18 protein-coding genes are annotated in these 22,848 nt (G+C 63.7%); 12 read left to right on the top strand and 6 right to left on the bottom strand.

Translation table 11 applies throughout. The annotated features are described in order from the left end of the window. Positions 1-38: 38 nt before the first annotated feature. On the bottom strand, positions 39-1,382 hold the full coding sequence (locus QEH68_RS17085) for an 8-oxoguanine deaminase (protein WP_207594693.1): 1,344 nt from the start codon (positions 1,380-1,382) through the stop codon (positions 39-41). A 411-nt stretch (positions 1,383-1,793) separates the two neighbouring features. Between QEH68_RS17085 and QEH68_RS17080 the strand changes: the two genes are divergently transcribed. From QEH68_RS17080 to QEH68_RS17060, 5 genes are all read left to right on the top strand, one after another. Then, a complete protein-coding gene (locus tag QEH68_RS17080) occupies positions 1,794-2,288 on the top strand; it encodes a nucleoside deaminase (protein ID WP_280623513.1) in 495 nt (164 codons plus the stop codon). A 6-nt stretch (positions 2,289-2,294) separates the two neighbouring features. Further along, a complete protein-coding gene (locus tag QEH68_RS17075; RefSeq protein WP_207594691.1) occupies positions 2,295-3,878 on the top strand; it encodes an NCS2 family permease in 1,584 nt (527 codons plus the stop codon). A gap of 330 nt (positions 3,879-4,208) precedes the next feature. Next, positions 4,209-5,555 carry an XdhC/CoxI family protein gene (locus tag QEH68_RS17070; protein ID WP_280623512.1) on the top strand — a complete coding sequence of 449 codons (1,347 nt, stop codon included), beginning with the start codon at positions 4,209-4,211 and terminating at the stop codon, positions 5,553-5,555. Then, positions 5,546-6,484, top strand: coding sequence for an FAD binding domain-containing protein (locus tag QEH68_RS17065; protein WP_280623511.1), 939 nt, complete (start codon positions 5,546-5,548; stop codon positions 6,482-6,484). The genes QEH68_RS17070 and QEH68_RS17065 overlap by 10 nt, the downstream gene beginning before the upstream one ends. Further along, positions 6,474-9,296 (top strand): molybdopterin cofactor-binding domain-containing protein, encoded by a 2,823-nt coding sequence (locus QEH68_RS17060; RefSeq protein ID WP_280623510.1) that lies wholly within the window; start codon positions 6,474-6,476, stop codon positions 9,294-9,296. Before QEH68_RS17065 ends, QEH68_RS17060 begins: the two co-directional genes overlap by 11 nt. A 57-nt stretch (positions 9,297-9,353) precedes the next feature. Here the strand turns inward: QEH68_RS17060 and QEH68_RS17055 are convergent, their stop codons facing one another. Together QEH68_RS17055 and nboR are read right to left on the bottom strand one after the other, a co-directional pair. Beyond that, positions 9,354-9,821, bottom strand: a complete 468-nt coding sequence (locus QEH68_RS17055) for a GNAT family N-acetyltransferase (protein WP_280623509.1) — start codon at positions 9,819-9,821, stop codon at positions 9,354-9,356. Between the two features lie 41 nt (positions 9,822-9,862). Beyond that, the gene (nboR, locus tag QEH68_RS17050; RefSeq protein WP_207594681.1) at positions 9,863-10,501 is read right to left on the bottom strand and encodes a nicotine blue oxidoreductase; all 639 of its coding nucleotides are present in this window, start codon (positions 10,499-10,501) and stop codon (positions 9,863-9,865) included. 160 nt (positions 10,502-10,661) lie between these two features. On the opposite strand from nboR, the gene QEH68_RS17045 reads away from it, so the two are divergent. Next, complete coding sequence (locus tag QEH68_RS17045) at positions 10,662-10,853, top strand: DUF1508 domain-containing protein (RefSeq protein ID WP_207594679.1); 192 nt, start codon at positions 10,662-10,664, stop codon at positions 10,851-10,853. Between the two features lie 82 nt (positions 10,854-10,935). On the opposite strand, the gene aceE is transcribed toward QEH68_RS17045, so the two are convergent. Further along, positions 10,936-13,698, bottom strand: a complete 2,763-nt coding sequence (gene aceE, locus QEH68_RS17040; RefSeq protein WP_280623508.1) for a pyruvate dehydrogenase (acetyl-transferring), homodimeric type — start codon at positions 13,696-13,698, stop codon at positions 10,936-10,938. 290 nt (positions 13,699-13,988) lie between these two features. On the opposite strand from aceE, the gene QEH68_RS17035 reads away from it, so the two are divergent. The 4 genes from QEH68_RS17035 to QEH68_RS17020 all read left to right on the top strand — a co-directional run bounded on the left by QEH68_RS17035 (position 13,989) and on the right by QEH68_RS17020 (position 18,989). Beyond that, a complete protein-coding gene (locus QEH68_RS17035) occupies positions 13,989-15,554 on the top strand; it encodes an NCS1 family nucleobase:cation symporter-1 (RefSeq protein WP_280623507.1) in 1,566 nt (521 codons plus the stop codon). A gap of 115 nt (positions 15,555-15,669) precedes the next feature. After that, a complete protein-coding gene (locus tag QEH68_RS17030; protein ID WP_280623506.1) occupies positions 15,670-16,437 on the top strand; it encodes an aspartate/glutamate racemase family protein in 768 nt (255 codons plus the stop codon). Positions 16,438-16,471: 34 nt separating this feature from the next. Continuing rightward, positions 16,472-17,239 (top strand): SDR family oxidoreductase, encoded by a 768-nt coding sequence (locus QEH68_RS17025; RefSeq protein WP_280623505.1) that lies wholly within the window; start codon positions 16,472-16,474, stop codon positions 17,237-17,239. A 268-nt stretch (positions 17,240-17,507) separates the two neighbouring features. Continuing rightward, entirely contained in the window at positions 17,508-18,989 is a 1,482-nt protein-coding gene (locus QEH68_RS17020) for a cation:dicarboxylase symporter family transporter (protein WP_207594669.1), read from the top strand. A gap of 68 nt (positions 18,990-19,057) precedes the next feature. Here the strand turns inward: QEH68_RS17020 and QEH68_RS17015 are convergent, their stop codons facing one another. Further along, the gene (locus QEH68_RS17015; RefSeq protein ID WP_207594667.1) at positions 19,058-19,462 is read right to left on the bottom strand and encodes a sterol carrier family protein; all 405 of its coding nucleotides are present in this window, start codon (positions 19,460-19,462) and stop codon (positions 19,058-19,060) included. Between the two features lie 20 nt (positions 19,463-19,482). Continuing rightward, a complete protein-coding gene (locus QEH68_RS17010; protein WP_280623504.1) occupies positions 19,483-20,499 on the bottom strand; it encodes an asparaginase in 1,017 nt (338 codons plus the stop codon). An 81-nt stretch (positions 20,500-20,580) separates the two neighbouring features. On the opposite strand from QEH68_RS17010, the gene purD reads away from it, so the two are divergent. Both purD and QEH68_RS17000 read left to right on the top strand, forming a co-directional pair. Further along, positions 20,581-21,891 carry a phosphoribosylamine--glycine ligase gene (purD, locus tag QEH68_RS17005; RefSeq protein WP_280628036.1) on the top strand — a complete coding sequence of 437 codons (1,311 nt, stop codon included), beginning with the start codon at positions 20,581-20,583 and terminating at the stop codon, positions 21,889-21,891. Between the two features lie 2 nt (positions 21,892-21,893). Continuing rightward, entirely contained in the window at positions 21,894-22,832 is a 939-nt protein-coding gene (locus QEH68_RS17000; RefSeq protein ID WP_280623503.1) for a phosphoribosylaminoimidazolesuccinocarboxamide synthase, read from the top strand. The last annotated feature ends 16 nt before the right edge of the window (positions 22,833-22,848 follow it).

Below are 22,848 nucleotides of genomic sequence, written 5' to 3'. Positions count from 1 at the left end.
GGACGCGTTCCGGCGATCTCGCGCAAGCGGCACCGAACCTACCCCGCAACCAACTTCCGTGCCGCCGCCGAGTGCTCAGCGATCAGACCGGCGACGTCCAGCCCCGGAATCGCACCGTCAACCACCCGCCAAGCACCCCCCACCATCACCCGGTCGGCACGGTCCGCACCGCAGAGCAGCAACGCGGCAACGGGGTCGTGGCTGCCCGAGAATCGCAAGGAGTCGGGTTTGAACAGGGCCAAGTCCGCCTGCAAACCCGGAGCCAGTTGCCCAATGTCGGAGCGCCCAAGAACCGCGGCGGATCCACGGGTGGCCCAGCCAAGGGCCCGCTCCACAGGAACTGAAGCGCCGTAGCGGAGCCGCTGCAAATACAGTGCCTGCCGGGCTTCGAGGATCATGTTGGAAGCATCGTTCGACGCCGATCCGTCCACTCCCAGCCCTACGGGAACACCAGCAGCCTCGAGTTCCAGGACCCTCGCGGTTCCGGAGGCCAGGCGCATGTTGGAGGTGGGGCAATGCGCGACGGCGGTGCCTGCGGCTCCCAGCCTGGCGATCTCCTCGTCGTTGAAGTGGATGCCGTGTCCCAGCCAGGTCCGGTTGCCCAGCCAACCCACGGACTCCAGGTAATCCACGGTCCGCAGTCCAAACATGGACCGGCAGAAGTCTTCTTCATCAATGGTCTCGGCTAAATGCGTGTGCAACCGGACATCGAATCGTTCGGCCATGGCGGCACTCTCGGCCATGATTTCCTTGGTCACGGAGAAGGGCGAGCAGGGGGCCAGCGCGATCTGCACAACGGCTCCGTCACCGGTCTCGTGATACTGGCGAATGAGCCGTTCGCTGTCCGCAAGGATCGCCTCAGGTGACTGGACCGTGGTCCTGGGCGGCAGCCCGCCGTCGTCCTCTCCCAAGGTCATGGACCCGCGGGTCAAGGTAGCGCGCATGCCCATGGAACGTACGGCTGCAACCTCAATGTCAATCGCGTCTTCCATGCCGTCGGGGAAGAGGTAGTGGTGGTCGGCAGCGGTGGTGCAGCCGGAAAGCAGCAGCTCAGCCAGCGCAACCTGTACGGCAAGCTCAAGGCTCCGGGGCGTCAGCCGCGCCCACACCGGGTACAGGTTCTGGAGCCATGGGAACAGGGGAGCGTTGGCCACGGGACCCCACGCGCGGGTGAGCGTTTGGTAGAAGTGGTGGTGCGTGTTGATGAGGCCGGGCAGGACCACATGGGAGGAGGCATCAAAGACGTCGGCGGGAGATGAAGGCTGCCCGCCCGAAGGCACCAGCTCTACGATTTTCCCGTCGGAAACCACCAGGCCGCCACCGGCGTCGAGGTCGTTAGCGGTGAAAATGCCCAACGGATTCTTGATCCAAAGTGGGGTCATGACAGGTTCCTTGTCTGGTCGGCGTGTACGCGTTCCAGCTCAGTTAGGCCCTGTCTGCTGATCCAGGTGCCGGACCGTCAGAATGCGGCCCAGTCCGAAAAGCGTAGAATGCCCGACGGCGGCGGTCAACGTCCGTGGGGCGTCCCCGGTCACATTCGGCCACCAGAACCGTGGAATAAGTAATTTCGCATGACGAAATTAAGTTTTCAAAAAACTATGGCGCGGCTCACAAAGCTGGTGCTACGCTCTAACTGCCAAAGGCGGGCACCCGGACCTCGGGAAGCTATCTACCAGGCGCAACTTAACCTTCATCGCACATGCTGAAGCCTGGTAACCAAGCTAACTGGAGCTCTTCTCTGTAGCGCCCCCACATAGGTCACCTGGCTTCCTCAGCACTAAGGAAGTCGCAACATGAGTAAAACCGTCACGGCCGAGCAATTCCTGGCCACATCCATTGAGCTGGCTACAGCCAATGTCCTCAACAGTGGGGGCCCGTTCGGCGCCGTCATTGTCACCGCGGACGGACGAGCCTTCGAAGGCGTCAACCGCGTCACCGCCACGAACGATCCCACCGCCCACGCAGAAGTCACGGCCATCCGCAACGCCTGCCGCGAACTGGGAACCTTCGATCTCAGCGGAGCAACCCTCTACACCAGCTGCGAGCCATGCCCCATGTGCCTGGCCTCCGCACTCTGGGCACGCGTTGACCGCGTGTTCTTTGCCGCAGACCGTCACGACGCCGCATCCGTCGGCTTCGATGACGCTGTCTTCTACGAGTACTTCGAGAATGACAACCGGGACGCGCTGATGCCGGTAGCCAAGCTGGAACTGGGCGACCCCCAGGCTCCGGCGGCCCTCCAGCCGTTCAACACATGGAACACGCTTGATTCCAGGATTGACTACTAGGGCCCGGTGGCTGACATGACAATCCTGGATAATTCCGCTGAAAAGCAGACAGCAGCTGAAAAGCAGGCTGCGCTCTTTCCCCAGGGAGACAGCGCAGAGCCCACAGCGGCAAAGCACACGGCAACCGGCCTGGCAGGTGGCAACAAGAAGCCCCCGGTGTCGAACTCCTTCCTGGACAAGTTCTTCCAGATCTCCAAGCGTGGATCCACGCTGGCCCGCGAATTCCGCGGCGGCCTGGTCACGTTCTTCACCATGGCGTACATCGTCATCCTGAACCCGCTGATCCTTGGCGGCTTCTCAGCCGAAAACGCGCCCACCGACGTCGCCGGCGGCTGGCTTTCGGCTGCACAGGTTGGCGCCGTCACCGGCCTGACCGCCGGCGTCATGACCATTGTTTTCGGTCTCATCGCCAACCTGCCCTTCGGCCTCGCGGCCGGGCTGGGCATTAACTCCTTCCTGGCCGTCGCGGTGATCCAGGAAGTCACGTGGCCTGAAGCCATGGGACTTGTGGTCATCAACGGCATCCTGATTGTCATCTTCGGTGCCACCGGCGCCCGGACGGCGATCTTCAAGGCAGTTCCCAAGGAGCTCAAGGCAGCCATCACCGTTGGCATCGGCTTGTTCATCGCCTTCATCGGCTTTGTGGACTCCGGCTTTGTCCGCGCCACCACGGGCGGCCCACCGGTTCAGCTCGGCGACAACGGCTCCATCACCTCCATCCCCACCCTTGTCTTCATCATCGGACTGCTGACCATGGGCATCCTCGTGGCACGCAAAATCCAAGGCGGCCTGCTGATCGGCATCGTCGCCACTACTGTCCTCGCCGCTGTTGCCGAGGCCGTGTTCCGCATTGGTCCAGGCAGCGCCGACAACCCCGGCGGCTGGCACCTCAACGTACCCATCCTGTCCAGCCAGCTGGTGTCCGTCCCGGACCTTAGCCTGGTGGGCCAGTTCGATCTCTTCGGCTCCTTCGCCAGGATCGGTGGATTGGCGGCCACCATGTTGGTCTTCACCCTGGTGTTCACCAATTTCTTCGACGCCATGGGCACCATGACCGGCTTGGCCAAGAGCGCAGGTGTGGCACACAAGGACGGTACCTTCCCCAAGCTGAAGTCGGCTTTCATTGTTGAAGGCATGGGCGCAGTGGTGGGTGGCGCAACGTCCGGTTCATCCAACACCGTCTACATCGACTCCGCTGCCGGCATCGGCGAAGGTGCCCGTACCGGCTTGGCCTCCGTGGTCACCGGCCTGTTGTTCCTGGGTTCGATGTTCTTCACGCCGCTCACCTCGGTGGTGCCGCTGGAAGTTGCAGCAGCAGCCCTGGTGGTGGTGGGTGCAATGATGATGGCGCAGATCCGCGAGATCAAGTTCACCAAGTTCTCCATCGCGCTCCCTGCGTTCCTGACCATCGTGACCATGCCGCTGACGTACTCGATCGCCAACGGCATCGGCGTCGGATTTATCTCCTTCGCCGTGATCAGCGCAGCGTCGGGTAAGGCCAAGAAAGTTCACCCGCTCATGTGGGTGGTCACGGCAGGCTTCATCATCTACTTCGCCCGCGGCCCCATCAACGCCCTGATGGGCGTCTGACCCGGAGCCGCACCCCGCGCCGGCGGTCATTCCGGCACTCTGATCGGCGGTCCGTCGGTACCCACCGCACGAATAGGCGTCCGCCGTCGTCGTCCTCTTAATACAGGCACGACGGCGGGCGGCGGTTGGGCGGTCGACGCTCCGTCAAGGAACGGGGGCAGGGAGATGAAGCCCTTGCCCCCGTTCCTATGAACTCTGACTGACTGAACTCTTACTGACTTAGCCGCGACTTCCCCTCAACAACCTCTGGAAATGAGAATATGAGGCAAGATCGCGCACTGCTCTGGCCGGGCCACCCGGCCGGGACACCTGGAAAAAGGACGTGTTGCCATGCTGGATCTGATGCCTTCACTGGGCAGCTGGCGGCCTGCGGTCTCCGGCCAGCGATGTGCTGTGGCCACGATCGTAGGGACCGGCGGCTCCGTGCCGCGGCCCATGGGGACCTCCATGATGGTCTCCGAACATGGCGAAATACTGGGCAGCCTGTCCGGAGGCTGCGTGGAAGGTGCCGTGGTGGAAGCGGCCCTGGAAGCAATGCGCGACGGCGGCCCCCGCCTTGAGTCGTTCGGCTACAGTTCCGAGGACGCCTTCGCTGCAGGGCTCACCTGTGGAGGAGAACTGGAAGTCCACATCCAGCCGCTCGGAGCAGGCTCTCCGGAACTTTCCGTTTTCACTGAACTTTCGGTTTTCTCCGGACTGTCATCCTTAAAAGGCCAGTCCACCACGGCACACCCTTCCGAAGCCCAGCTTTCCGTGGCCCCTCCTGCCGTGGCGCTGATCCGCAGGCTGGATGCGGCGGGCGGTGTCGTCGTCGTGCATGATCCTGTGAGGTTCCGCGCGATGGAATCGGAGGAACTGGCCAAGCTGGTGGGAGACCATCCCTCCACACTCTTCGCGGCCGCCGCGCAGGTGGAGCCGCTGCTCCAGGGCGGACGTGCCGGCTTGGTCCGGCTCGCCCCGCCGGAGGGCTGCATCGATGGCTGGGTCACCACGGACAGGTGGGCAGCTGAGCACCAGGAAGAGGAAACCCAGCCCGAGCCCATCACACTATTCGTCGAAAGCCGCTTGCCGGCCGCGCGGATGCTGATCTTTGGTGCCAACGACTTTGGCGCCGCGTTGCTCCCCGCCGGACAACTGCTCGGCTACAACGTCACCCTCTGCGATGCCCGGCCTGCCTTCGCCCGGCAAAGCCGCTTCGCGGGGGCAGACCAAGTTGTCACTGATTGGCCGCACCGCTATCTGGAAGCCGAAGCAGCGGCCCGCCGCATCGATAACCGGACTGTGGTGTGCGTCCTGACTCACGACCCAAAGTTTGATATTCCCTTGCTGGAGACCGCACTCCGGTTCAACCTGGCCTACGTCGGGGCGATGGGATCACGTAGAAGCCATCGCCAGCGCGTCGACGCTTTGCTCGAGGCCGGCACGACGCCGGAGTCCTTGGAACGGCTGCATTCACCTATCGGACTGGACCTTGGCGCCGTGACCCCCGCGGAAGTAGCGGTATCCATTACGGCGGAAATCGTGGCGGAACGCGGGGCGGCCGCCCAGGAGCGAGGGGGCAGTGCGGCCGGAAAGACCCCGGGCTTCCCTTCACTCAAGGACAGCATTGGCCCGATTCACCCGGCTCCGATCCACCCAGCACCTCAACACCTCACTCAGGAGGACCCATGGACATGAACACCATCGAGGCCGTGGTCCCCACCACGGACCCCGCACAATGGCGCGACGGCGATGCCTGGCTCGCCGGTGGCACGGTCCTTTTCTCCTACGGAAGCACCGTCCTCAAACGGCTTCTTGACCTTGGCCAGGCCGGCTGGCCCCCCGTGACCGTGACGGACAAGGGCATCGAACTCGCCGCCACCTGCACCGTTGCGCAGCTGTACGCCTTGCCGCAAACTGCCGAAGCAGCCAGCCGTGAATGGCCTGGCTTGGCCTTGATCCGCCCTTGCTGCGACTCGTTCGTGGCTTCGTTCAAGATCTGGAACATGTCCACGGTGGGCGGCAATATTTGCACCGGCCTCCCGGCAGGGCCCATGACGTCGTTGTGCGCCGGACTGGACGGCATCGCCACCATCCTCAGTGCGGATGGCACCAGCCGGGAAGTTCCGGTGGCCGACGTCGTTACAGGGGATATGCAGACTGACCTGGCGCCGGGAGAGCTGCTGCGCAGTATCCATCTCCCCGCCGGCGCCCTTTCCGCGAGGGTTGCCTTCCGGCGTTTGTCCCTCAGCAACCTCGGGCGCTCAGGCGTGCTGCTGATCGGACGGCTCGACCCCGACGGCGCCTTGGTCATCACTGTGACTGCCTCGACCAAAAGGCCGGTACAACTGAGGTTCCCTGCCGGGCAGGTTCCCGACGCCGGGACGTTGGCTGACGCCGTCGGCGAATCAATTCCCTGGCCGCTGTACCACGACGATATCCACGGGCTCCCCGCTTGGCGCCGCGACATGACGTTCAAGCTGGCCGAAGAAATCCGGGCGGAACTGCTGGGCGAGTCCATGACCGTGTCCGGCGATTTCTGGCCGCCACACAACACCTCGCCCCAGCCGTCCACGCAGCCCGCACCATCCACCACCCAGCAGAAGGAGGCCCCGAATGGCAATTGAGATCAACGGAACTGCCTCGCAGGCCACACCCCGCCCCGGCCAGTGCCTCCGCACGTTCCTCCGCGAAGAGGGCAACTTTGGCGTCAAGAAGGGCTGCGACGGCGGCGACTGCGGAGCCTGCACCGTCCACGTTGACGGAACACCCGTCCATAGCTGCATCTACCCGGCTGTCCGTGCCGAGGGCAAAGCAGTCACCACCGTCGAGGGCTTGGGCAGCGCAGAAGGCCTGCATCCAGTGCAGGAGCAGTTCCTGGAAGCCCAGGGTTTCCAGTGCGGGTTCTGTACTGCCGGAATGATGATGACCGCGGCCACCTTCGATGACGAGCAACGCGCCAACCTGCCGCGCAACCTCAAGGGCAACCTATGCCGCTGCACCGGTTACCGCTCCATCGCGGACGCGGTCTGCGGCCACGGCGGCGATCACCAGCACGACGCCGGAGTTGACGTTTCGGGGGCGCAGTCGCCAGCTGCCGTTCCCACCGCGGTTGTGCCCGCCACTCCCGGTCAGCTCGGCGACAACGTTCCCGCACCCGCCGGTCAGGCTGTGGTCACCGGAACCGCCCGCTACACCCTTGATGTCCCGGCCGGGCAACTTCCGGGCCTGCTGCACATGAAGCTCCTTCGTTCGCCGCACCCGCATGCCCGGATTGTGTCCATCAACAAGGCCCCGGCGCTGGCGGTTCCCGGCGTCGTGGCGGTGTTCACGCATGAGGACGCACCGCAGCTGCTGTTCTCCACGGCCCAACACGAGAATTACACCGACGATCCCGATGACACCCGTGTGTTGGATAACGTGGTGCGGTTCATCGGCCAGCGGGTTGCGGCCGTCGTCGCCGAGTCCGTTGGGGCGGCAGAGGCCGGCGCCCGCGCCTTGGCTGTTGAGTACGAACTGCTGGAACCGGTCTTCACTCCGCAGGAAGCCATCCTTCCCGGAGCCCCGGCAATTCACGGAGAAAAGGACGGAGTCTTCTCCCGCATTTCCCGCCCGCTCCAGAATGTGGTGGCAGAGGTCCATGCCGAACTTGGGAGTGTTGCTGATGGGTTCGCGGCTGCGGACTTCATCCACGAGCACACGTACCAAACCCAACGGGTGCAGCACGTGGCCATGGAAACGCATGCTTCCATTGCCTGGCTGGATGAGGAGGGTCGCTTGATGATCCGTTCCTCCACGCAGGTTCCCTTCTTGGTAAAACGGACGCTGAGCCGGGTGTTCAACCTTGCGCCGGAGACCATCCGGGTGGTGGCCGGCCGGGTTGGCGGCGGATTCGGTGGCAAGCAGGAAGTCCTCACCGAGGACCTGGTGGCGCTTGCCGCTTTGGCTCTTCGCAGGCCCGTCCAGCTGGAGTTCACCCGTACTGAGCAGTTCACGGCAACCACTACGCGCCACCCCTTCACCATTCACCTCAAGGCGGGTGCCAGCCGTGACGGTGCCCTCACCGCGCTTCAACTGAACGTCCTCACCAACACCGGTGCCTACGGAAACCATGCGCCGGGAGTGATGTTCCACGGTTGTGGCGAATCGTTGGCCGTCTACAAGTGCGTGAACAAGAAAGTGGACGCGCACGCGGTGTACACCAACACCGTCCCCGCCGGTGCCTTCCGCGGGTATGGGCTGAGCCAGATGATCTTCGCGATCGAGTCGGCCATCGATGAGCTGGCTGTCGGCATCGGCATGGATCCGCTCGAATTCCGGCTCAAGAACATGGTCCGCCCCGGTGATCACATGCTGTCCACCACACCCGAGCCGGAAGAAGACGTGCACTACGGAAGCTACGGCCTGGACCAGTGTGTTGCTTTGGTGCGGGACGCCCTGGACCGGGGCAAGGAACGATACCGCGCCGCCGGACTGGACGACCTCGGACCGGACTGGGTGGTGGGGGAGGGCGCGGCCCTGTCCATGATCGACACCGTCCCGCCGCGCGGCCATTTCGCCCACACCCGGGTGAGCCTGGAAGCGGACGGAAGGTTCGCCGTCGACGTCGGTACTGCCGAATTTGGGAACGGCACCACAACTGTTCACGCGCAGCTGGCCGCCACGGCGCTTGCGACCACGGCGTCCAAGGTGGCGGTCCGCCAGTCCGATACCGACCTCGTGGAGCACGACACCGGGGCTTTTGGCTCGGCCGGAACCGTGGTGGCCGGCAAGGCGACACTCGGTGCCGCGTTGGAACTCGCCACCCGGATCCAGACGGTGGCCGCTTCGCTGACCGGAGCGGCCCTGACGGATTGCCGGCTGGTGGATGGCGCCGTCGAGTGTGGCGACCGCACGGTGACGCTGGCGGAAATCGTCGACGCCGCCCGGCTGCAGGGCGTTCGGCTCGCCACCGACGGCAACTGGGGTGGGACGCCGCGATCTGTCGCGTTCAACGTCCATGGCTTCCGGGTTGCCGTTAATACGGGAACCGGTGAGCTGAGGATCCTGCAGAGTGTCCAGGCCGCCGACGCCGGTGTTGTGGTGAATCCGCGGCAATGCCGTGGACAGATCGAGGGCGGCATTGCGCAGGCCCTCGGAGCGGTGCTGTACGAGGAAGTGAAAGTGGACGACGCCGGACGGGTCACCACGGACATCCTGCGGCAGTACCACATCCCGTCGTTCGCTGACGTGCCCCGGAGCGAGGTGTACTTCGCCGCTACCAATGACTCCACTGGCCCCCTTGGCGCGAAGTCCATGAGCGAGAGCCCGTTCAACCCGGTGGCGCCCGCGCTGGCCAACGCCATCCGCAACGCGACGGGGATCCGCTTTGGCGAGCTGCCCATCGCGCGGGACAAGATCTACCTGGCCCTCCGCGACCGCACCACTGCGCCCGTGTAGCCCAACTGAGTAACAGCAAACGTCGGTATGAGCCCTCAGTGCGACGTTTGCTGTTACTCACTTGGGTGAGACGGCGAGCTCCATGAACACACTGTTCGGGTCCAGGGTGTAGTCCCCGAAAGGCGGGCATTCGGTGAAACCATGCCGGGCATACAACCGGCGGGCCGGAGCGAAATAATCCTCGGTTCCCGTTTCCAGGCTCAGGCGCTCGAACCCTCGCACACGGGCTTCGGCCACGATGTGCCCCAGCATCAAGGTGGCCACTCCGCGTCCCCGCGCGCTGGCCGCAGTGCGCATGGACTTGATCTCGGCCTGCCCGGCGGAGAGCGTCTTCAACGCACCGCATCCCAGCAACACACCATCCTCGCGTGCCGTCCAGAACGTGATGGAATCGTGTGACAACGCCGAGTGGTCCAGCGCGTGCACGCTCTCAGCGGGCGACGTGGCGAACATGTCGGCCAGGTGCTCGCTGAGGAGTTGGTGGACATCGGGGCGTGCGGGATCGTCAGGATCAATGCGGATCATGCGTCCAAAGTTACCCGGGCCCTTGACCCAGGTACCAATACTTACATCTCCAGCAAGTGCAGCTGGTCCTTCGTGTCCAGGTCCTCGCCGGAGCAAAGGTCGCTGCAGTCCACCAGGTCCACCAGGCCGGGATGGGCCTTCAGGAACGAGCGCGCTCCCGTGTCGCCATGAGCCGCGGCAGCGGCTTCGGCGCGGAGTCCGACGTCGAAAATCACCGGGTGCCTGCGCTTCAGGTGGCCCGACTCATCAGGGTACGCGGCCGCGGTAACCCGGCCGGGACGGTGGCTGCCCAGCAGCCTGCTCACCGCCGTCGGAGTTAATCCGGGCTGGTCCACCAGCGCCACCATGATGCTGTTGCCAGGGGTGGCGGCGTCGATTCCGGCGCGGAAAGAGCCCGCCATGCCTTTACCCCACTGCTCGTTCTCCACCACCACGTAGGGGCCCAGATCCGTGACGCTTCTGACGCGGTCGGCTTCGGCGCCGAGTACCACCACAACCTCGCGGCAGCCGCCGTCGAACAGGGTGTTGGCCAGAACCTCTACCAACGTCCGGCCGCGGAATGGGAGCAGCGCCTTCGGGCCGCGCCCCAAGCGGGTGCCGGCCCCTGCAGCGAGGAGCACGCCCGTGGTGGGGGCCATGCCGGAGTCAGTCATATCCTCACGATACGCGCGGGGGTGCATGCGGTCTCTAGCTCCTGGCTTGCTTTCTGGTACATCTACCTAATTCGGTTGCAGATTACCCGCGGGTAGGCCTTTTGATCGGCGTAAATGGCCATTATTGTCGATGGGGGAGTTGTGCAGTCAGCTCGTAGACGCAACGACGCGTGAAGGAACAGAAAATATGGCTGGCACTTTCGAAATTCTCAAAGCAGGATCCAACTCATTCCGGTTCAGGCTCACCGCCGAGGACGGCACGGTTGTGGCAGTGTCGCCACAATTTCCGAACCTCAAGGCCGTGGTGGCCGGCATCAACGCCGTCCGCGAAAATGCGGCAACGGGCTTTGTGGTGGACCGAAGGAACCTGGGTACCTAGGTCCGGTCCAAAGAAACCAGCGAAAAAAAGTTGGCGGCAGTGTTCCATACGAACACAGCCGCCAACTTTTTTGTGCGGGTTGTCAGGCGTCGCCGCCTGCGCCGCCGGTGGTGCCGGCGTTCACGTCCAGCAGTTTGTAACGGTCAATGGCGTACGACGGCGCGCCCTCCTCGACTTCGCCCCTCGCCGCCAGCAACTGCAGGGTTTTGGCGACGATGGAGTGGGTGTCGTTTTTGAAGTAGCGGCGTGCGGCTTGGCGGGTGTCGGAGAAGCCGAAGCCGTCTGCTCCGAGGGAGGCGAAGTCGTTGGGGATGAATTGGCGGATTTGGTCGGGGACGGCTTTCATGTAGTCGGTGACGGCGATGACGGGTCCGGTGTGGCCGGCGAGTTGTTCGGTGATGAACGGGGTGCGGGCGGGTTGGCCGGGGTTGAGGAAGGCGTGTTCTTCGGCGGCGAGTCCGTCGCGTCGGAGTTCGTTCCAGGAGGTCACGGACCAGACTTCGGCGGCGACGTTCCAGTCTTCGGCGAGGATCCGTTGGGCTTCGAGGGCCCAGGGCACGGACACGCCGGAGGCGAGGATGTTCGCGGTGGGGCGGTTCGCTGTGTTGGTGCTGTCCGCGGTGGGGGCGTCTGCGAGTTTGTAGATGCCTTTGAGGAGTCCGTTGATGTCCAGGTTTTCGGGTTCCGCGGGTTGGGTGATGGGCTCGTTGTAGACGGTGAGGTAGTACATCACGTTGTGGTCCTCGGAGGCCTCGCCGTACATTTCTTCGAGGCCGTGGCGGATGATGTGGCCGATTTCGTAGCCGTAGGCGGGGTCGTAGGTTTTCACGGCGGGGTTGGTGGAGGCCAGGAGGGGGGAGTGTCCGTCGGCGTGTTGGAGTCCTTCGCCGGTGAGGGTGGTCCGTCCTGCGGTGGCGCCGATGATGAAGCCGCGGGTCATTTGGTCTGCTGCGGCCCAGAAGGAGTCGCCGGTGCGTTGGAAGCCGAACATGGAGTAGAACACGTAGATCGGGACCAGGGGTTCGCCGTGGGTGGCGTAGGCGGTCCCGGCGGCGGTGAAGGCTGCGACGGCGCCGGCTTCGTTGATGCCGGGGTGGATCAGTTGTCCGGCGGGGGATTCTTTGTAGGCCAGGACGAGGTCGCGGTCCACGGAGAGGTAGTTCTGGCCTTTGGGGTTGTAGATTTTCGCGGTCGGGAAGAACGCGTCCATCCCGAAGGTCCGGGATTCGTCGGGGACGACGGGCACGAACCGGGCGCCGAAGTTCTTGTCCCGCATCAGGTCCTTGAGCAAACGGACGAAGGCCATGGTGGTGGCGGCTTGTTGTTTCCCGGATCCGCGTTTGGCTACGTCGTAGGACTTCGCGTCGGGCAAGGTGACCTCGGTGTGTTTGCGGCGGCGTTCGGGGACGAACCCGCCGAGCTCGGCCCGGCGTTCCATGAGGTACTTGATTTCGGGGGCGTCCATGCCGGGGTGGTAGTACGGGGGCCGGTAGAGGTCAGCGTCGAGTTGGTCATCGCTGATGGGGATGCGGAGGTGGTCACGGAAGGCTTTGAGGTCTTCCATGGTCAGTTTCTTCATCTGGTGGGTGGCGTTGCGGCCTTCGAAGTGCGGGCCCAGTCCGTAGCCCTTGACCGTTTTGGCCAGGATCACGGTGGGTTTGCCCTTGAACTCGGTCGCGGCCTTGTACGCGGCGTAGACCTTGCGGTAGTCGTGGCCGCCGCGTTTGAGGCCCCAGATCTGTTCGTCGTCCAAATCCGCGACCATGTCCTTGGTCTGCGGGGATTTGCCGAAGAAGTGTTCCCTCACGAACCCGCCGGACTCGGCTTTGTAGGTTTGGTAGTCACCATCGGGGGTTTCGTTCATGATTTTCACCAACGCCCCGTCCTGGTCTGCTTCCAGCAGGGAATCCCATTCCCGGCCCCAAACGACCTTGATCACGTTCCAGCCCGCACCGCGGAAGAACGCTTCGAGTTCCTGCATGATTTTGCCGTTGCCGCGGACCGGTCCGTCCAGGCGCTGGAGGTTGCAGTTGATCACGAAGTTCAGGTTGTCCAGGTTCTCGTTCGCGGCGAGCTGCAACAAACCACGGGACTCGGGCTCGTCCATTTCCCCGTCACCGAGGAACGCCCAGACCTGCTGGTCCGAGGTGTCTTTGATGCCACGGTTCTGCAGGTACCGGTTGGACTGGGCCTGGTAGATCGCGTTCATCGGGCCGATACCCATCGACACGGTCGGGAACTCCCAGAAATCCGGCATCAGGCGCGGGTGCGGGTACGAAGACAACGCATGGCCGGCCTTGGACTTCTCCTGACGGAACCCGTCCAAATCCTCCTCGGTCAGACGGCCTTCCATGAACGCCCGGGCGTACATGCCAGGGGAAGCATGGCCCTGGAAGAACACCTGGTCCCCGCCGGAGGGATGGTCCTTGCCACGGAAGAAGTGGTTGAACCCCACCTCATACAACGTCGCAGCACCGGCATAGGTGGAAATATGCCCGCCCACACCAATATCGGAACGCTGCGCACGGTGGACCATGACCGCGGCATTCCACCGCATGTACGCACGATACCGGCGCTCGAACTCCTCGTTCCCCGGGAACGGCGCTTCCTGGTCCACCGGGATCGTGTTCACATAATCAGTGGTCGTCACCATCGGCACACCCACCGACCTCGCGCCGGCACGCTGAAGCAACGAACGCATAATGTACTGGGCACGCTCGGTACCCTGCTCCGCGATCAACGCATCAAGGGACTCAATCCACTCCGCGGTCTCTTCCGGATCACGATCAGGCAGCTGGGCAGTCAACCCGCTGAGGATGTGTGAGGTCTCTTCTCCTGCAGCCACGTCCAACCTCTCTTCATTGAATGTCTGGGCGCTTGCTCTGTGGGGGCGCTCAAGGAATTTCGTATTGTGAGAATAAAATTCTGCAATTCGAGATTACGTCTGCTGATGGGCAGCGTCAACACGGATTGCGTATCCGAATCAGTCAACTGGGAAAGCTTTGCCCAAGCAACCGAATGTGACCCTGGATACACCCGCAACCCTTGACGTTACGTGACCTGAGTCATAGAGTGCTTTCACTATTCAATAACTAGATTCCGCATTGTGGAATCAGTACGAAGTGGAGATCCACGATGCAGACGACTTCATCAGTCGGCGTCACTGAGACTCCGGGAGACAAAGACGCAGGTGGCCCCAACCATCCGGTCGTAGGCAACACTGACCTCTGCGCCATTGCTTCCGAAGCATCAGGCCGTACCATCAGCCCCAGTCTTTACAACATCGACCTCGCTCCCACCAAGGCCAAAGGCCGCAAGTGGACCAGCTACAGCATCTTTACCCTCTGGGCCAATGACGTCCACAGCCTGGGTAACTACGCCTTCGCCATCGGCCTGTTCTCCCTTGGTCTGGGCGGCTGGCAGATTCTGGTGGCCCTCGGAATCGGTGCCATCCTCCTTTTCGCCCTCCTGAACTTCTCGGGGTTCATGGGCGAGAAGACCGGGGTTCCCTTCCCGGTCATGAGCCGGATCAGCTTTGGCATCCGCGGAGCACAAATTGCCAGCCTGGTCCGCGGCGCCGTTGCAGTGGCATGGTTCGGCATCCAGACCTACCTGGCTTCGGTGGTCCTCCGCGTCATGCTGGTGGCCATGGCCCCCGGCCTGAAGGACCTGGACAGCAACTCCATCCTTGGCCTCTCCACCTTGGGCTGGTTTTCCTTCGTGGCACTGTGGATTGTGCAGTTGGTGATCGTCAGCTTCGGCATGGAAATGATCCGAAAGTACGAGGCCTTCGCCGGGCCCATCATCCTGGTGACCATGGCTGCGATCGCGGTATGGGTCTCCATCGAAGCAGGCGGAGCCATCCAGTGGAGCGGCATCAAGGGCCTGGAAGGTACCGAAATGTGGCTCACCATTTTTGCCGGTGGCGCACTGTGGGTTTCCATCTACGGAACTTTCGTCCTGAACTTTTGCGACTTCACGCGTTCTTCGGCTTCCAAGAAGTCGATCGTCAAGGGCAACTTCTGGGGCATCCCCATCAACATGCTGCTCTTCGGCGCCATCGTTGTGGTGATGGCCGGTGGTCAGTACAAGATCAACGGCACTGTCATTGAGAGTCCCTCGGACATTGTGGAGAGCATCCCCAATACCCTCCTGCTGGTCCTGGCTTGCCTCGCCCTCCTGATCCTCACCATCGCGGTGAACCTGATGGCCAACTTCGTGGCTCCGGTCTACGCACTGACCAACCTGTTCCCGCGGCACCTGAACTTCCGCAAGGCTGCGTGGGTCAGCGGCACCATTGGCCTGGTCATCCTTCCGTGGAACCTCTACAACAATCCGATTGTCATCGTGTACTTCCTGGGTGGCCTCGGTGCGCTGCTTGGCCCGCTGTTCGGCGTCGTCATGGCCGACTACTGGCTGGTCCGCCGCGGCAAGGTCAATGTCCCCGAGCTTTACACCGAGGATCCCAAGGGTGCCTACTTCTACAAGCGCGGCGTGAACCCGAAAGCGATCATTGCCATGCTTCCGGCAGCCGGCATTGCCATTGCCATCGCTTTCATTCCCGGGCTGGCAGCAGCTGCACCGTTCGCCTGGTTCATCGGAGCCGGCGTCGCCGCTTTGACGTACTTCGCTGTCGCGGACAAGAAGCAGGTCCACGAGGACGTCTCCGGCGAGCCGATCGCCGTCGCCAGCACCCACTGACACACCGAACGTCACGGCGTCGCCCGTCCTCCCGGATCCCACTGGCACAACGAGTTCCAGCAAGCGGATCCAAGCCAGCCGGCAGGGGACGGGCGCTGCCGTTGAGAGGAACTCCATGCGCATCCTTGTCGCAAACGTCAACACCACCCAGTCCATGACGGAATCCATCGCAGCCCAGGCCCGTGCCGCAGCTGCCCCCGGCACCGAGATCATCGGCATCACCCCGCGTTTCGGCGCCGACTCCTGCGAGGGAAACTTTGAGAGCTACCTCGCGGCGATCGCTGTCATGGACGCCGTGGTCAACTACCCCGGGCCTTTCGATGCCGTCATCCAGGCCGGCTATGGCGAGCACGGCCGCGAAGGCCTCCAGGAACTCCTGGATGTCCCGGTGGTCGATATCACCGAGGCCGCAGCCAGCACCGCGATGTTCCTGGGCCACAAGTATTCGGTGGTCACCACGCTGGACCGCGCGGTTCCGCTCATCGAGGACCGCCTCAAGCTCGCTGGCCTGGAGGCGCGCTGTGCTTCTGTGAGGGCCAGCGGCATGGCAGTCCTGGAACTCGAGGAATATCCGGAGCGTGCTGTGGAGGCGATCGTGGGCCAGGCCGAGCAGGCAGTCCATGAAGACAAAGCCGAAGTGATAGTCCTTGGCTGTGGCGGCATGGCCGGACTCGATGAGGAGATCCGTCAGCGCACCGGCGTCCCCGTAGTGGACGGCGTGGCGGCGGCGGTCACCATTGCCGAGTCCTTGGTCCGTCTTGGCCTGTCCACTTCCAAGGTCAGGACATATGCCACGCCGCGTCCGAAGTCTGTCATAGGCTGGCCGATAACCTCAGCCCCAGCAACGCCACCCCAGCCGGCCGCAAGCCAAGCCGCGGGCTGACACTGCCACCCTCATTTCCCCGAAAGGCAACCACATGACCGACTCCAGTCCGCCCACCAACCCGAGGGTCGCCGTCGTCACCGGGGCAGGTTCGGGGATCGGGCGGGCCGTTGCCCGGCTGATGCTCGCCGAGGGTTACCGCGTTGCGCTGGCCGGGCGCCGTGAGGCGCAACTGCTGGAGACCGCCGGCGACCATCCGGAGGCGCTTGCGGTTCCGTGCGACGTGACAGCGCCCGACGACGTCGCGCATCTTTTCGCGGAGGTCCGCCGGCGCTGGGGCCGGGTTGATGTGCTGTTCAACAACGCCGGGATCTTTGGGCCGGCCGGAGACGTCGGCGAGATCAGTGTGGACGAGTGGGAAGCGACGCTGCGGGTCAACGTGACCGGCTCCATGCTGTGTGCGGCCGAGGCTGTGCGGACGATGAAGGCCCAAGAGCCCCAGGGTGGCCGCATCATCAACAACGGCTCCATTTCGGCGCATTCGCCCAGGCCCAGGTCTGTGGCGTATACGGTGACCAAGCATGCGATGACGGGGTTGACCAAGAGCATAGAGCTGGATGGCCGGGAGTTTGGCATCACCTGCGGGCAGATCGACATCGGCAATACCCGCACCGAAATCATGGACACCATCGGCGTCGGCTCCGGCGCGCTGCAGGCAGACGGGAGCCGCAAAGTGGAACCCATGTTCCCCGTGGACGACGCCGCCCGGGCTGTGCTGATGATGGCCAACATGCCGGCGTCAGCCAGTGTGGGTTCCCTGGTGGTGACGGCTGCCGGCATGCCCTTCGTAGGCCGCGGCTAACCCAAGAGCCTGCCCCGACCGCCAGGCCGCTTACCGCCACCACCCACTTTGAAAGCCGTATGCCCGCGACACGCCTCACAGGGGGTGTGTCGCGGGCATTTTCGTGCTCAAAGAAGGTGGTGGAGGTGCAGGCGCGGACCTTCTAAACCAAATGTGACTTCCATAATATGGAAACTCATTTCCCCCTTGCGGAATGATGTGAGCAGGATTACATTGAAAATATCCCCCGAAAATGTGGGGCTGTTCCCAAACTGATTGGTTCAGATCAATGAAGATCCCAGACCCCGCGGCGCTGAAGGCGAGTTCGGCCCCGCAGAAGAAAAAGCGGCTGTACCAGTCGCTCTTTTTTCAAATCCTGATCGCCGTCGTCGCAGGTGTACTCATCGGCCATTTTTGGCCGACCATCGGGTCCGCCCTCCGGCCACTGGGTGATGGATTCATTCAACTCATCAAAATGATCATTGCCCCGCTGATTTTCCTCGTGATCGTCACAGGCATCTCGGCAGTGGGCGACGTCAAGGCGGTTGGAAGGGTCGGGGTCAAGGCGCTCCTGTACTTCACCGGCGCCACCCTCTTTGCCCTGGTTTTCGGCCTCATCGTGGGAAACATCGTTCAGCCCGGCGCCGGGCTGAACATCGACCCCTCCACGCTGTCCCAGGACGCCCTCAACGCCAAGACCGGAAACGCGCCTCCCAAGGACGCAGCAGCATTCATCCTGGATGTCATTCCCGTCAGCGTGATTGGCGCCTTCGCCAACAACAGCCTGCTCCAGGTCCTGTTCTTTTCGGTCTTCTTCGGTGCGGCGATCGTGGTTATCGGGCGCGAACGCTGCATGCCGGTCATCAGCCTCATGGAGACCGTCCTGGAGCTGATCTTCAAGATCATGTCCTGGATCATGAAGGTGGCCCCCATCGGCGCGTTCGGTGCCATGGCGTTCATCATCGGCCAATACGGGCTGGGCACGCTCAGTACCTACGCCCTCCTGATAGCTGCCTGCTACGGTGCGGCGATTGTCTTCATCGCGTTGCTGTTCCTGGTGGCCTGGGGCTTCGCCCGCGTACCGCTCTGGTCCTTCCTCAAATACACCCGTGAAGAGTTCCTGCTGGCGCTCGGTACGGCTTCCACCGAAGCGGTCATGCCGCGCATCATGACCAAGCTGACCAATGCCGGCTGCTCGCGTGCCACCACGGGTCTGGTAGTTCCCACGGGCTACTCCTTCAACCTCGACGGCGCCGCGATCTACCTCTCCATCTCGCTGCTGTTCCTGGCCCAGGCGTTCGGCCACAATCTTGACCTCGGCCAGCAGTTGGCTGCCCTCGGCGTGCTGCTCCTGACCTCCAAGGGCATGGCGGGCGTGCCGGGCTCCTCCTTCCTGGCGCTTTCCGCCACGGCAGCAGCGTTGGGCATCTTCCCTGTAGCAGGTGTTGCACTCCTCCTCGGAGCCGACCGCCTCATGGACTCCATGCGCGTGGTGGTGAACCTGTTGGGCAACTGCGTGGCAACGTTCGTGGTGGCCAAATGGGAAGGCCAGTTTGACCGCAGCGTCATGCTGCGCGCCTTCAACGGCGAAATCACCAACCATGACTCCGCCATCATGCTCGGCAAGGAAGAGGTGTTTGAGGAGCAAGAACTCGAACGCATCAGCGGTGGCCAGGAACCGTCCCCGAAGTTCCGCGGTGGCCCCGCGGCGGAGGACATCCCGCAATTCGAAATGAGCAAGCGGAGTGGCCAGGCGTCCACCCCGGATTAACTCCAGAGTTTTATACAGCCAATGCCCTTAAGACACGGTCTTAGGGGCATTGGCTGTAGAAAAACTCCCTAGAGGGGGAGGAGCCCGGAGAGGTCCGCGCGCAGGCCGGACGCGGTCACCCGGTGGGTTGAAACCGCGTCCGCCCACGAAAGGCTGCCGGTGACCAACGAAAGCCACGTGGCGGCGTCGCACTCGATCACGTTCGGAGGAGTTCCGCGCGTGTGGCGGGGACCCTCCACGCATTGGGTGACGCCGAACGGCGGCACGCGGACCTCCACCGAATTGCCGGGAGCGCGGGCGGTGACTTCCTCCAGCGAGTAGCGGACCGCCGTCGCAATTAACGAGCGCGACGGCGGGTTCCCGGCAACGGTGCCCGGCGAACCAACGGTGCCGGAAGATTCGACGGCGGCCCGCCAGGCTCCCAGCGCGGCGCGGCCTTCCTCAATGTTGACGCGGCGTCGTGCAACGGCCATGGGTTTTCTCCTCTGAAGTACTAGTCGAGCAGGGCCGAGACGGCGTGGCCCAGCCGGATTTTGCCCACGGTGCGTCCGCCTCCGAGGACGGGCTCCACTACTCGTTCCAGGACGTTGGAGACGGCCGGAATGTCCACGGCTCCGCTCACGGCCAAGAGGGTGAGTCCCACCAAGGACGTGGCGCGGAGGTTCCCGTCCAGCATCTTCACGGCCACCGTTGCGCCGGTGGACGTGGCCAGGACCAGAATGCCCTCGGCGCCGATTTTCGCCAGGACCTCAAGTTCTTCCATGACGATGGTGTTGGACTCGCCCGTTCCTTGGACGGCCCAAGGGTAGTCCAGCATGGAGGTGGCGATGGTGGCAGCCCGGGCGTTGGAGGATTTATCCCCCGGGGACTTGGCCAACCGGGAATAGGCGCGGGCAACGCCGGTCAACGAGATGGCGGCAACAGGGGCACCGCACCCGTCGATCCCCAGGTGGGAGATGGGTTCGCCGCTGTATTCCTCAATGACGGACCGGACCCTCTGTTGGAGCGGGTGGTTCGGCTCAAGGTAGCTGCGCAGGTCCCAGCCGTTTTCGGTGCAGGCCCACAGGAAAGCGGCGTGCTTGCCGGAGCAGTTGAAGGCCAGCTTGGACTGGCCCCGCTCCGACCGGACCAGCCAGTTTCGGGCAGTCTCGTCCTGCGGCCAGGCGGTGGGGCACTGGAGGTTCTCTTCTTTCACTCCAGCCGCTTTGAGCATTCCCTCCACAACGTCCATGTGATCCAGGGACCCGGTGTGGCTGCCGCAGGCAACAGCAACCTGTGCGCCACGCAGGGGCACGCCGGACTGCATGGAGGCCAGGGCCTGGAAGGGCTTGAGAGTGGAGCGGGCGAGGATGGGGGCATCGATGTCACCGAGACGGGTGACCACCGAGCCGTCGCCGGCGAGAACAACGGCCGCGCCGATGTGCCGGGACTCTATAAAGCCACTTCGTTCGATCACTGCCAGTTCCACCGCGGACTCAACGCTGAACGTTTCATGCGAACTCATGGGCATAAGCCAAGTCTAGGGCGCTGCAAGGTCCGGTGAATGACACAGCTTAGGCCGCGCGCCCTTCACAAAGTACCCTTGAGGACTGTGAAGGTACTCGTCATTGGCCCAGGCGGCCGCGAACACGCCATTGTCCGCTCTCTGCTTGAAGATCCCAACGTTTCCGAGGTCCACGCGGCCCCGGGCAACGCGGGCATCAGCAAACTCGTTCCCACCCATGCGATTGATGGGAACAACCCGGAAGCCGTGTCTGCCCTCGCCACCAAGCTCGGCGTGGACCTGGTTGTGGTAGGACCCGAGGCGCCGCTGGCTGCCGGTGTGTCCGACGCCGTCCGCGAAGCCGGCATTCCGGTGTTCGGTCCCAGCAAGGAAGCTGCCCAGTTGGAGGCTTCCAAGGCTTTCGCCAAGCAGATCATGGCCGAAGCCAACGTCCCCACGGCCATGGCCCGCGTGGCCACCAACGCCGAGGAAGCTGCTGACGCCTTGGACACGTTCGGCGCGCCGCACGTCGTCAAGGACGACGGCCTTGCCGCAGGTAAGGGCGTCGTGGTCACCAAGGACCGCGCGGAGGCTTTGGCCCACGCGCAGTCTTGCTTCGACGCCGGTGGAACCGTGGTGATCGAGGAATTCCTTGACGGCCCCGAGGTTTCCCTGTTCGTCCTCTGCGACGGCCGCACCACTGTCCCGCTGTCCCCGGCGCAGGATTTCAAGCGCATCTTCGACAACGACGAAGGCCCCAACACCGGCGGCATGGGTGCGTACACCCCGCTTGAGTGGGCTCCCGAAGGCCTGGTCCAGGAAGTCATCGACCGCGTGGCCCAGCCCACCGTGGACGAGATGGCCCGCCGCGGCACCCCCTTCGTCGGCGTGCTCTACTGCGGCCTGGCCCTGACCTCCCGCGGAACCCGAGTCATCGAGTTCAACGTCCGCTTCGGCGATCCCGAGACGCAGGCTGTCCTGGCCCGCCTCAAGACGCCGCTCGGCGCGCTGCTTCTGGCAGCTGCCAAGGGCGAACTGGACACCGCCGAGGAGCTGCGCTGGTCCAAGGACACAGCAGTCGCCGTCGTCGTAGCCGCCGAAAACTACCCGGACGCACCCCGGACGGGTGACCGCATCCGCGGGCTGAAGAAGGTTGATGAGCTGGACGGCGTGCACGTGGTCCACGCCGGCACCAAGCTGGATGACGAAGGCAAGGTGGTCTCCGCAGGCGGCCGCGTCCTTGCGGTTGTCGCGCTTGGTTCCGATCTGGTGGAAGCGCGCGAAAAAGCGTACGACGGCGTGGAGCTGGTTCAGCTTGAAGGCTCACAGTTCCGCACGGACATCGGTGGCAAGGCCGCCCGCGGTGAAATCCGCGTACCGCACACGGCCACCGGAACCATCCCGAAAGTGCAGGCCTAGGCATGACTGAAGGACTCCCCACCGGCGGGTTCGAAACGGAGACCCTGGAGCTTCCGGGCTGGACGCACGTCTACTCCGGCAAGGTCCGCGACCTCTATATCCCGGCCGATGAAGCCATCACGGAGAAGATCGGCCAAGAGTGCGTCCTGGTAGTGGCCAGCGACCGCATCAGCGCCTACGACCATGTTCTGAGCAGCGAAATTCCGGACAAGGGCCGCGTCCTGACGCAGCTGAGCCTGTGGTGGTTCGACCAGTTGGACGTGGAGCACCATGTGCTGGCGTCCACGGTTGACGGTGGCGTTCCTGCCGCCGTCGAGGGCCGGGCCATGATCTGCAAGAAGCTGGACATGTTCCCGGTGGAGTGCATTGCCCGCGGCTACCTCACTGGCTCCGGCCTGGTGGAGTACAAGGAATCCGGTACGGTCTGCGAGATTCCGTTGCCCGAAGGCCTCGTGGACGGCTCCCGCCTGGACAAGGCGCTGTTCACTCCGTCGGCCAAGGCCGAGGTGGGCGAACACGACGTCAACATCACCTACGACGACGTTGTGGCCATGGTGGGCGATGATATCGCCGCACGACTCAGCGAGCTGACGTTGAAGATCTACACCCGCGCTGAGGAGATCGCCCGCGAACGCGGCATCATCCTGGCCGACACCAAGGTGGAGTTCGGCATTGATGCGGCCACTGGCATCATCACGCTGGGCGACGAAGTCCTCACCCCGGATTCTTCGCGCTTCTGGGACGCGTCCACTTACGCCCCGGGCAAGTCGCAGCCCTCCTATGACAAGCAGTACGTCCGCGACTGGCTGACGTCCGCCGAGTCCGGCTGGGACAAGTCCTCCGACACGCCGCCGCCGGCCCTGCCCGCCGAGGTTGTAGAGCGCACCCGCGCCCGCTATGTGGAGGCTTACGAGAAACTCACCGGCCGTACGTTCGCCTAAGCGTTAACGCAAACTG

This window comes from Paenarthrobacter sp. OM7 (assembly GCF_029873575.1).
GTDB lineage: Bacteria > Actinomycetota > Actinomycetes > Actinomycetales > Micrococcaceae > Arthrobacter.
This window is presented reverse-complemented; position numbering and strand designations above follow the sequence as displayed.

Coding starts and splice junctions, on each gene's coding strand:
- QEH68_RS17085 (WP_207594693.1), bottom strand. CDS start 1,382: ATGACCCCACTTTGGATCAAGAATCCGTTGGGCATTTTCACCGCTAAC.
- QEH68_RS17080 (WP_280623513.1), top strand. CDS start 1,794: ATGAGTAAAACCGTCACGGCCGAGCAATTCCTGGCCACATCCATTGAG.
- QEH68_RS17070 (WP_280623512.1), top strand. CDS start 4,209: ATGCTGGATCTGATGCCTTCACTGGGCAGCTGGCGGCCTGCGGTCTCC.
- QEH68_RS17065 (WP_280623511.1), top strand. CDS start 5,546: ATGGACATGAACACCATCGAGGCCGTGGTCCCCACCACGGACCCCGCA.
- QEH68_RS17060 (WP_280623510.1), top strand. CDS start 6,474: ATGGCAATTGAGATCAACGGAACTGCCTCGCAGGCCACACCCCGCCCC.
- QEH68_RS17055 (WP_280623509.1), bottom strand. CDS start 9,821: ATGATCCGCATTGATCCTGACGATCCCGCACGCCCCGATGTCCACCAA.
- nboR (WP_207594681.1), bottom strand. CDS start 10,501: ATGCACCCCCGCGCGTATCGTGAGGATATGACTGACTCCGGCATGGCC.
- QEH68_RS17045 (WP_207594679.1), top strand. CDS start 10,662: ATGGCTGGCACTTTCGAAATTCTCAAAGCAGGATCCAACTCATTCCGG.
- QEH68_RS17035 (WP_280623507.1), top strand. CDS start 13,989: ATGCAGACGACTTCATCAGTCGGCGTCACTGAGACTCCGGGAGACAAA.
- QEH68_RS17030 (WP_280623506.1), top strand. CDS start 15,670: ATGCGCATCCTTGTCGCAAACGTCAACACCACCCAGTCCATGACGGAA.
- QEH68_RS17025 (WP_280623505.1), top strand. CDS start 16,472: ATGACCGACTCCAGTCCGCCCACCAACCCGAGGGTCGCCGTCGTCACC.
- QEH68_RS17020 (WP_207594669.1), top strand. CDS start 17,508: ATGAAGATCCCAGACCCCGCGGCGCTGAAGGCGAGTTCGGCCCCGCAG.
- QEH68_RS17015 (WP_207594667.1), bottom strand. CDS start 19,462: ATGGCCGTTGCACGACGCCGCGTCAACATTGAGGAAGGCCGCGCCGCG.
- QEH68_RS17010 (WP_280623504.1), bottom strand. CDS start 20,499: ATGCCCATGAGTTCGCATGAAACGTTCAGCGTTGAGTCCGCGGTGGAA.
- QEH68_RS17000 (WP_280623503.1), top strand. CDS start 21,894: ATGACTGAAGGACTCCCCACCGGCGGGTTCGAAACGGAGACCCTGGAG.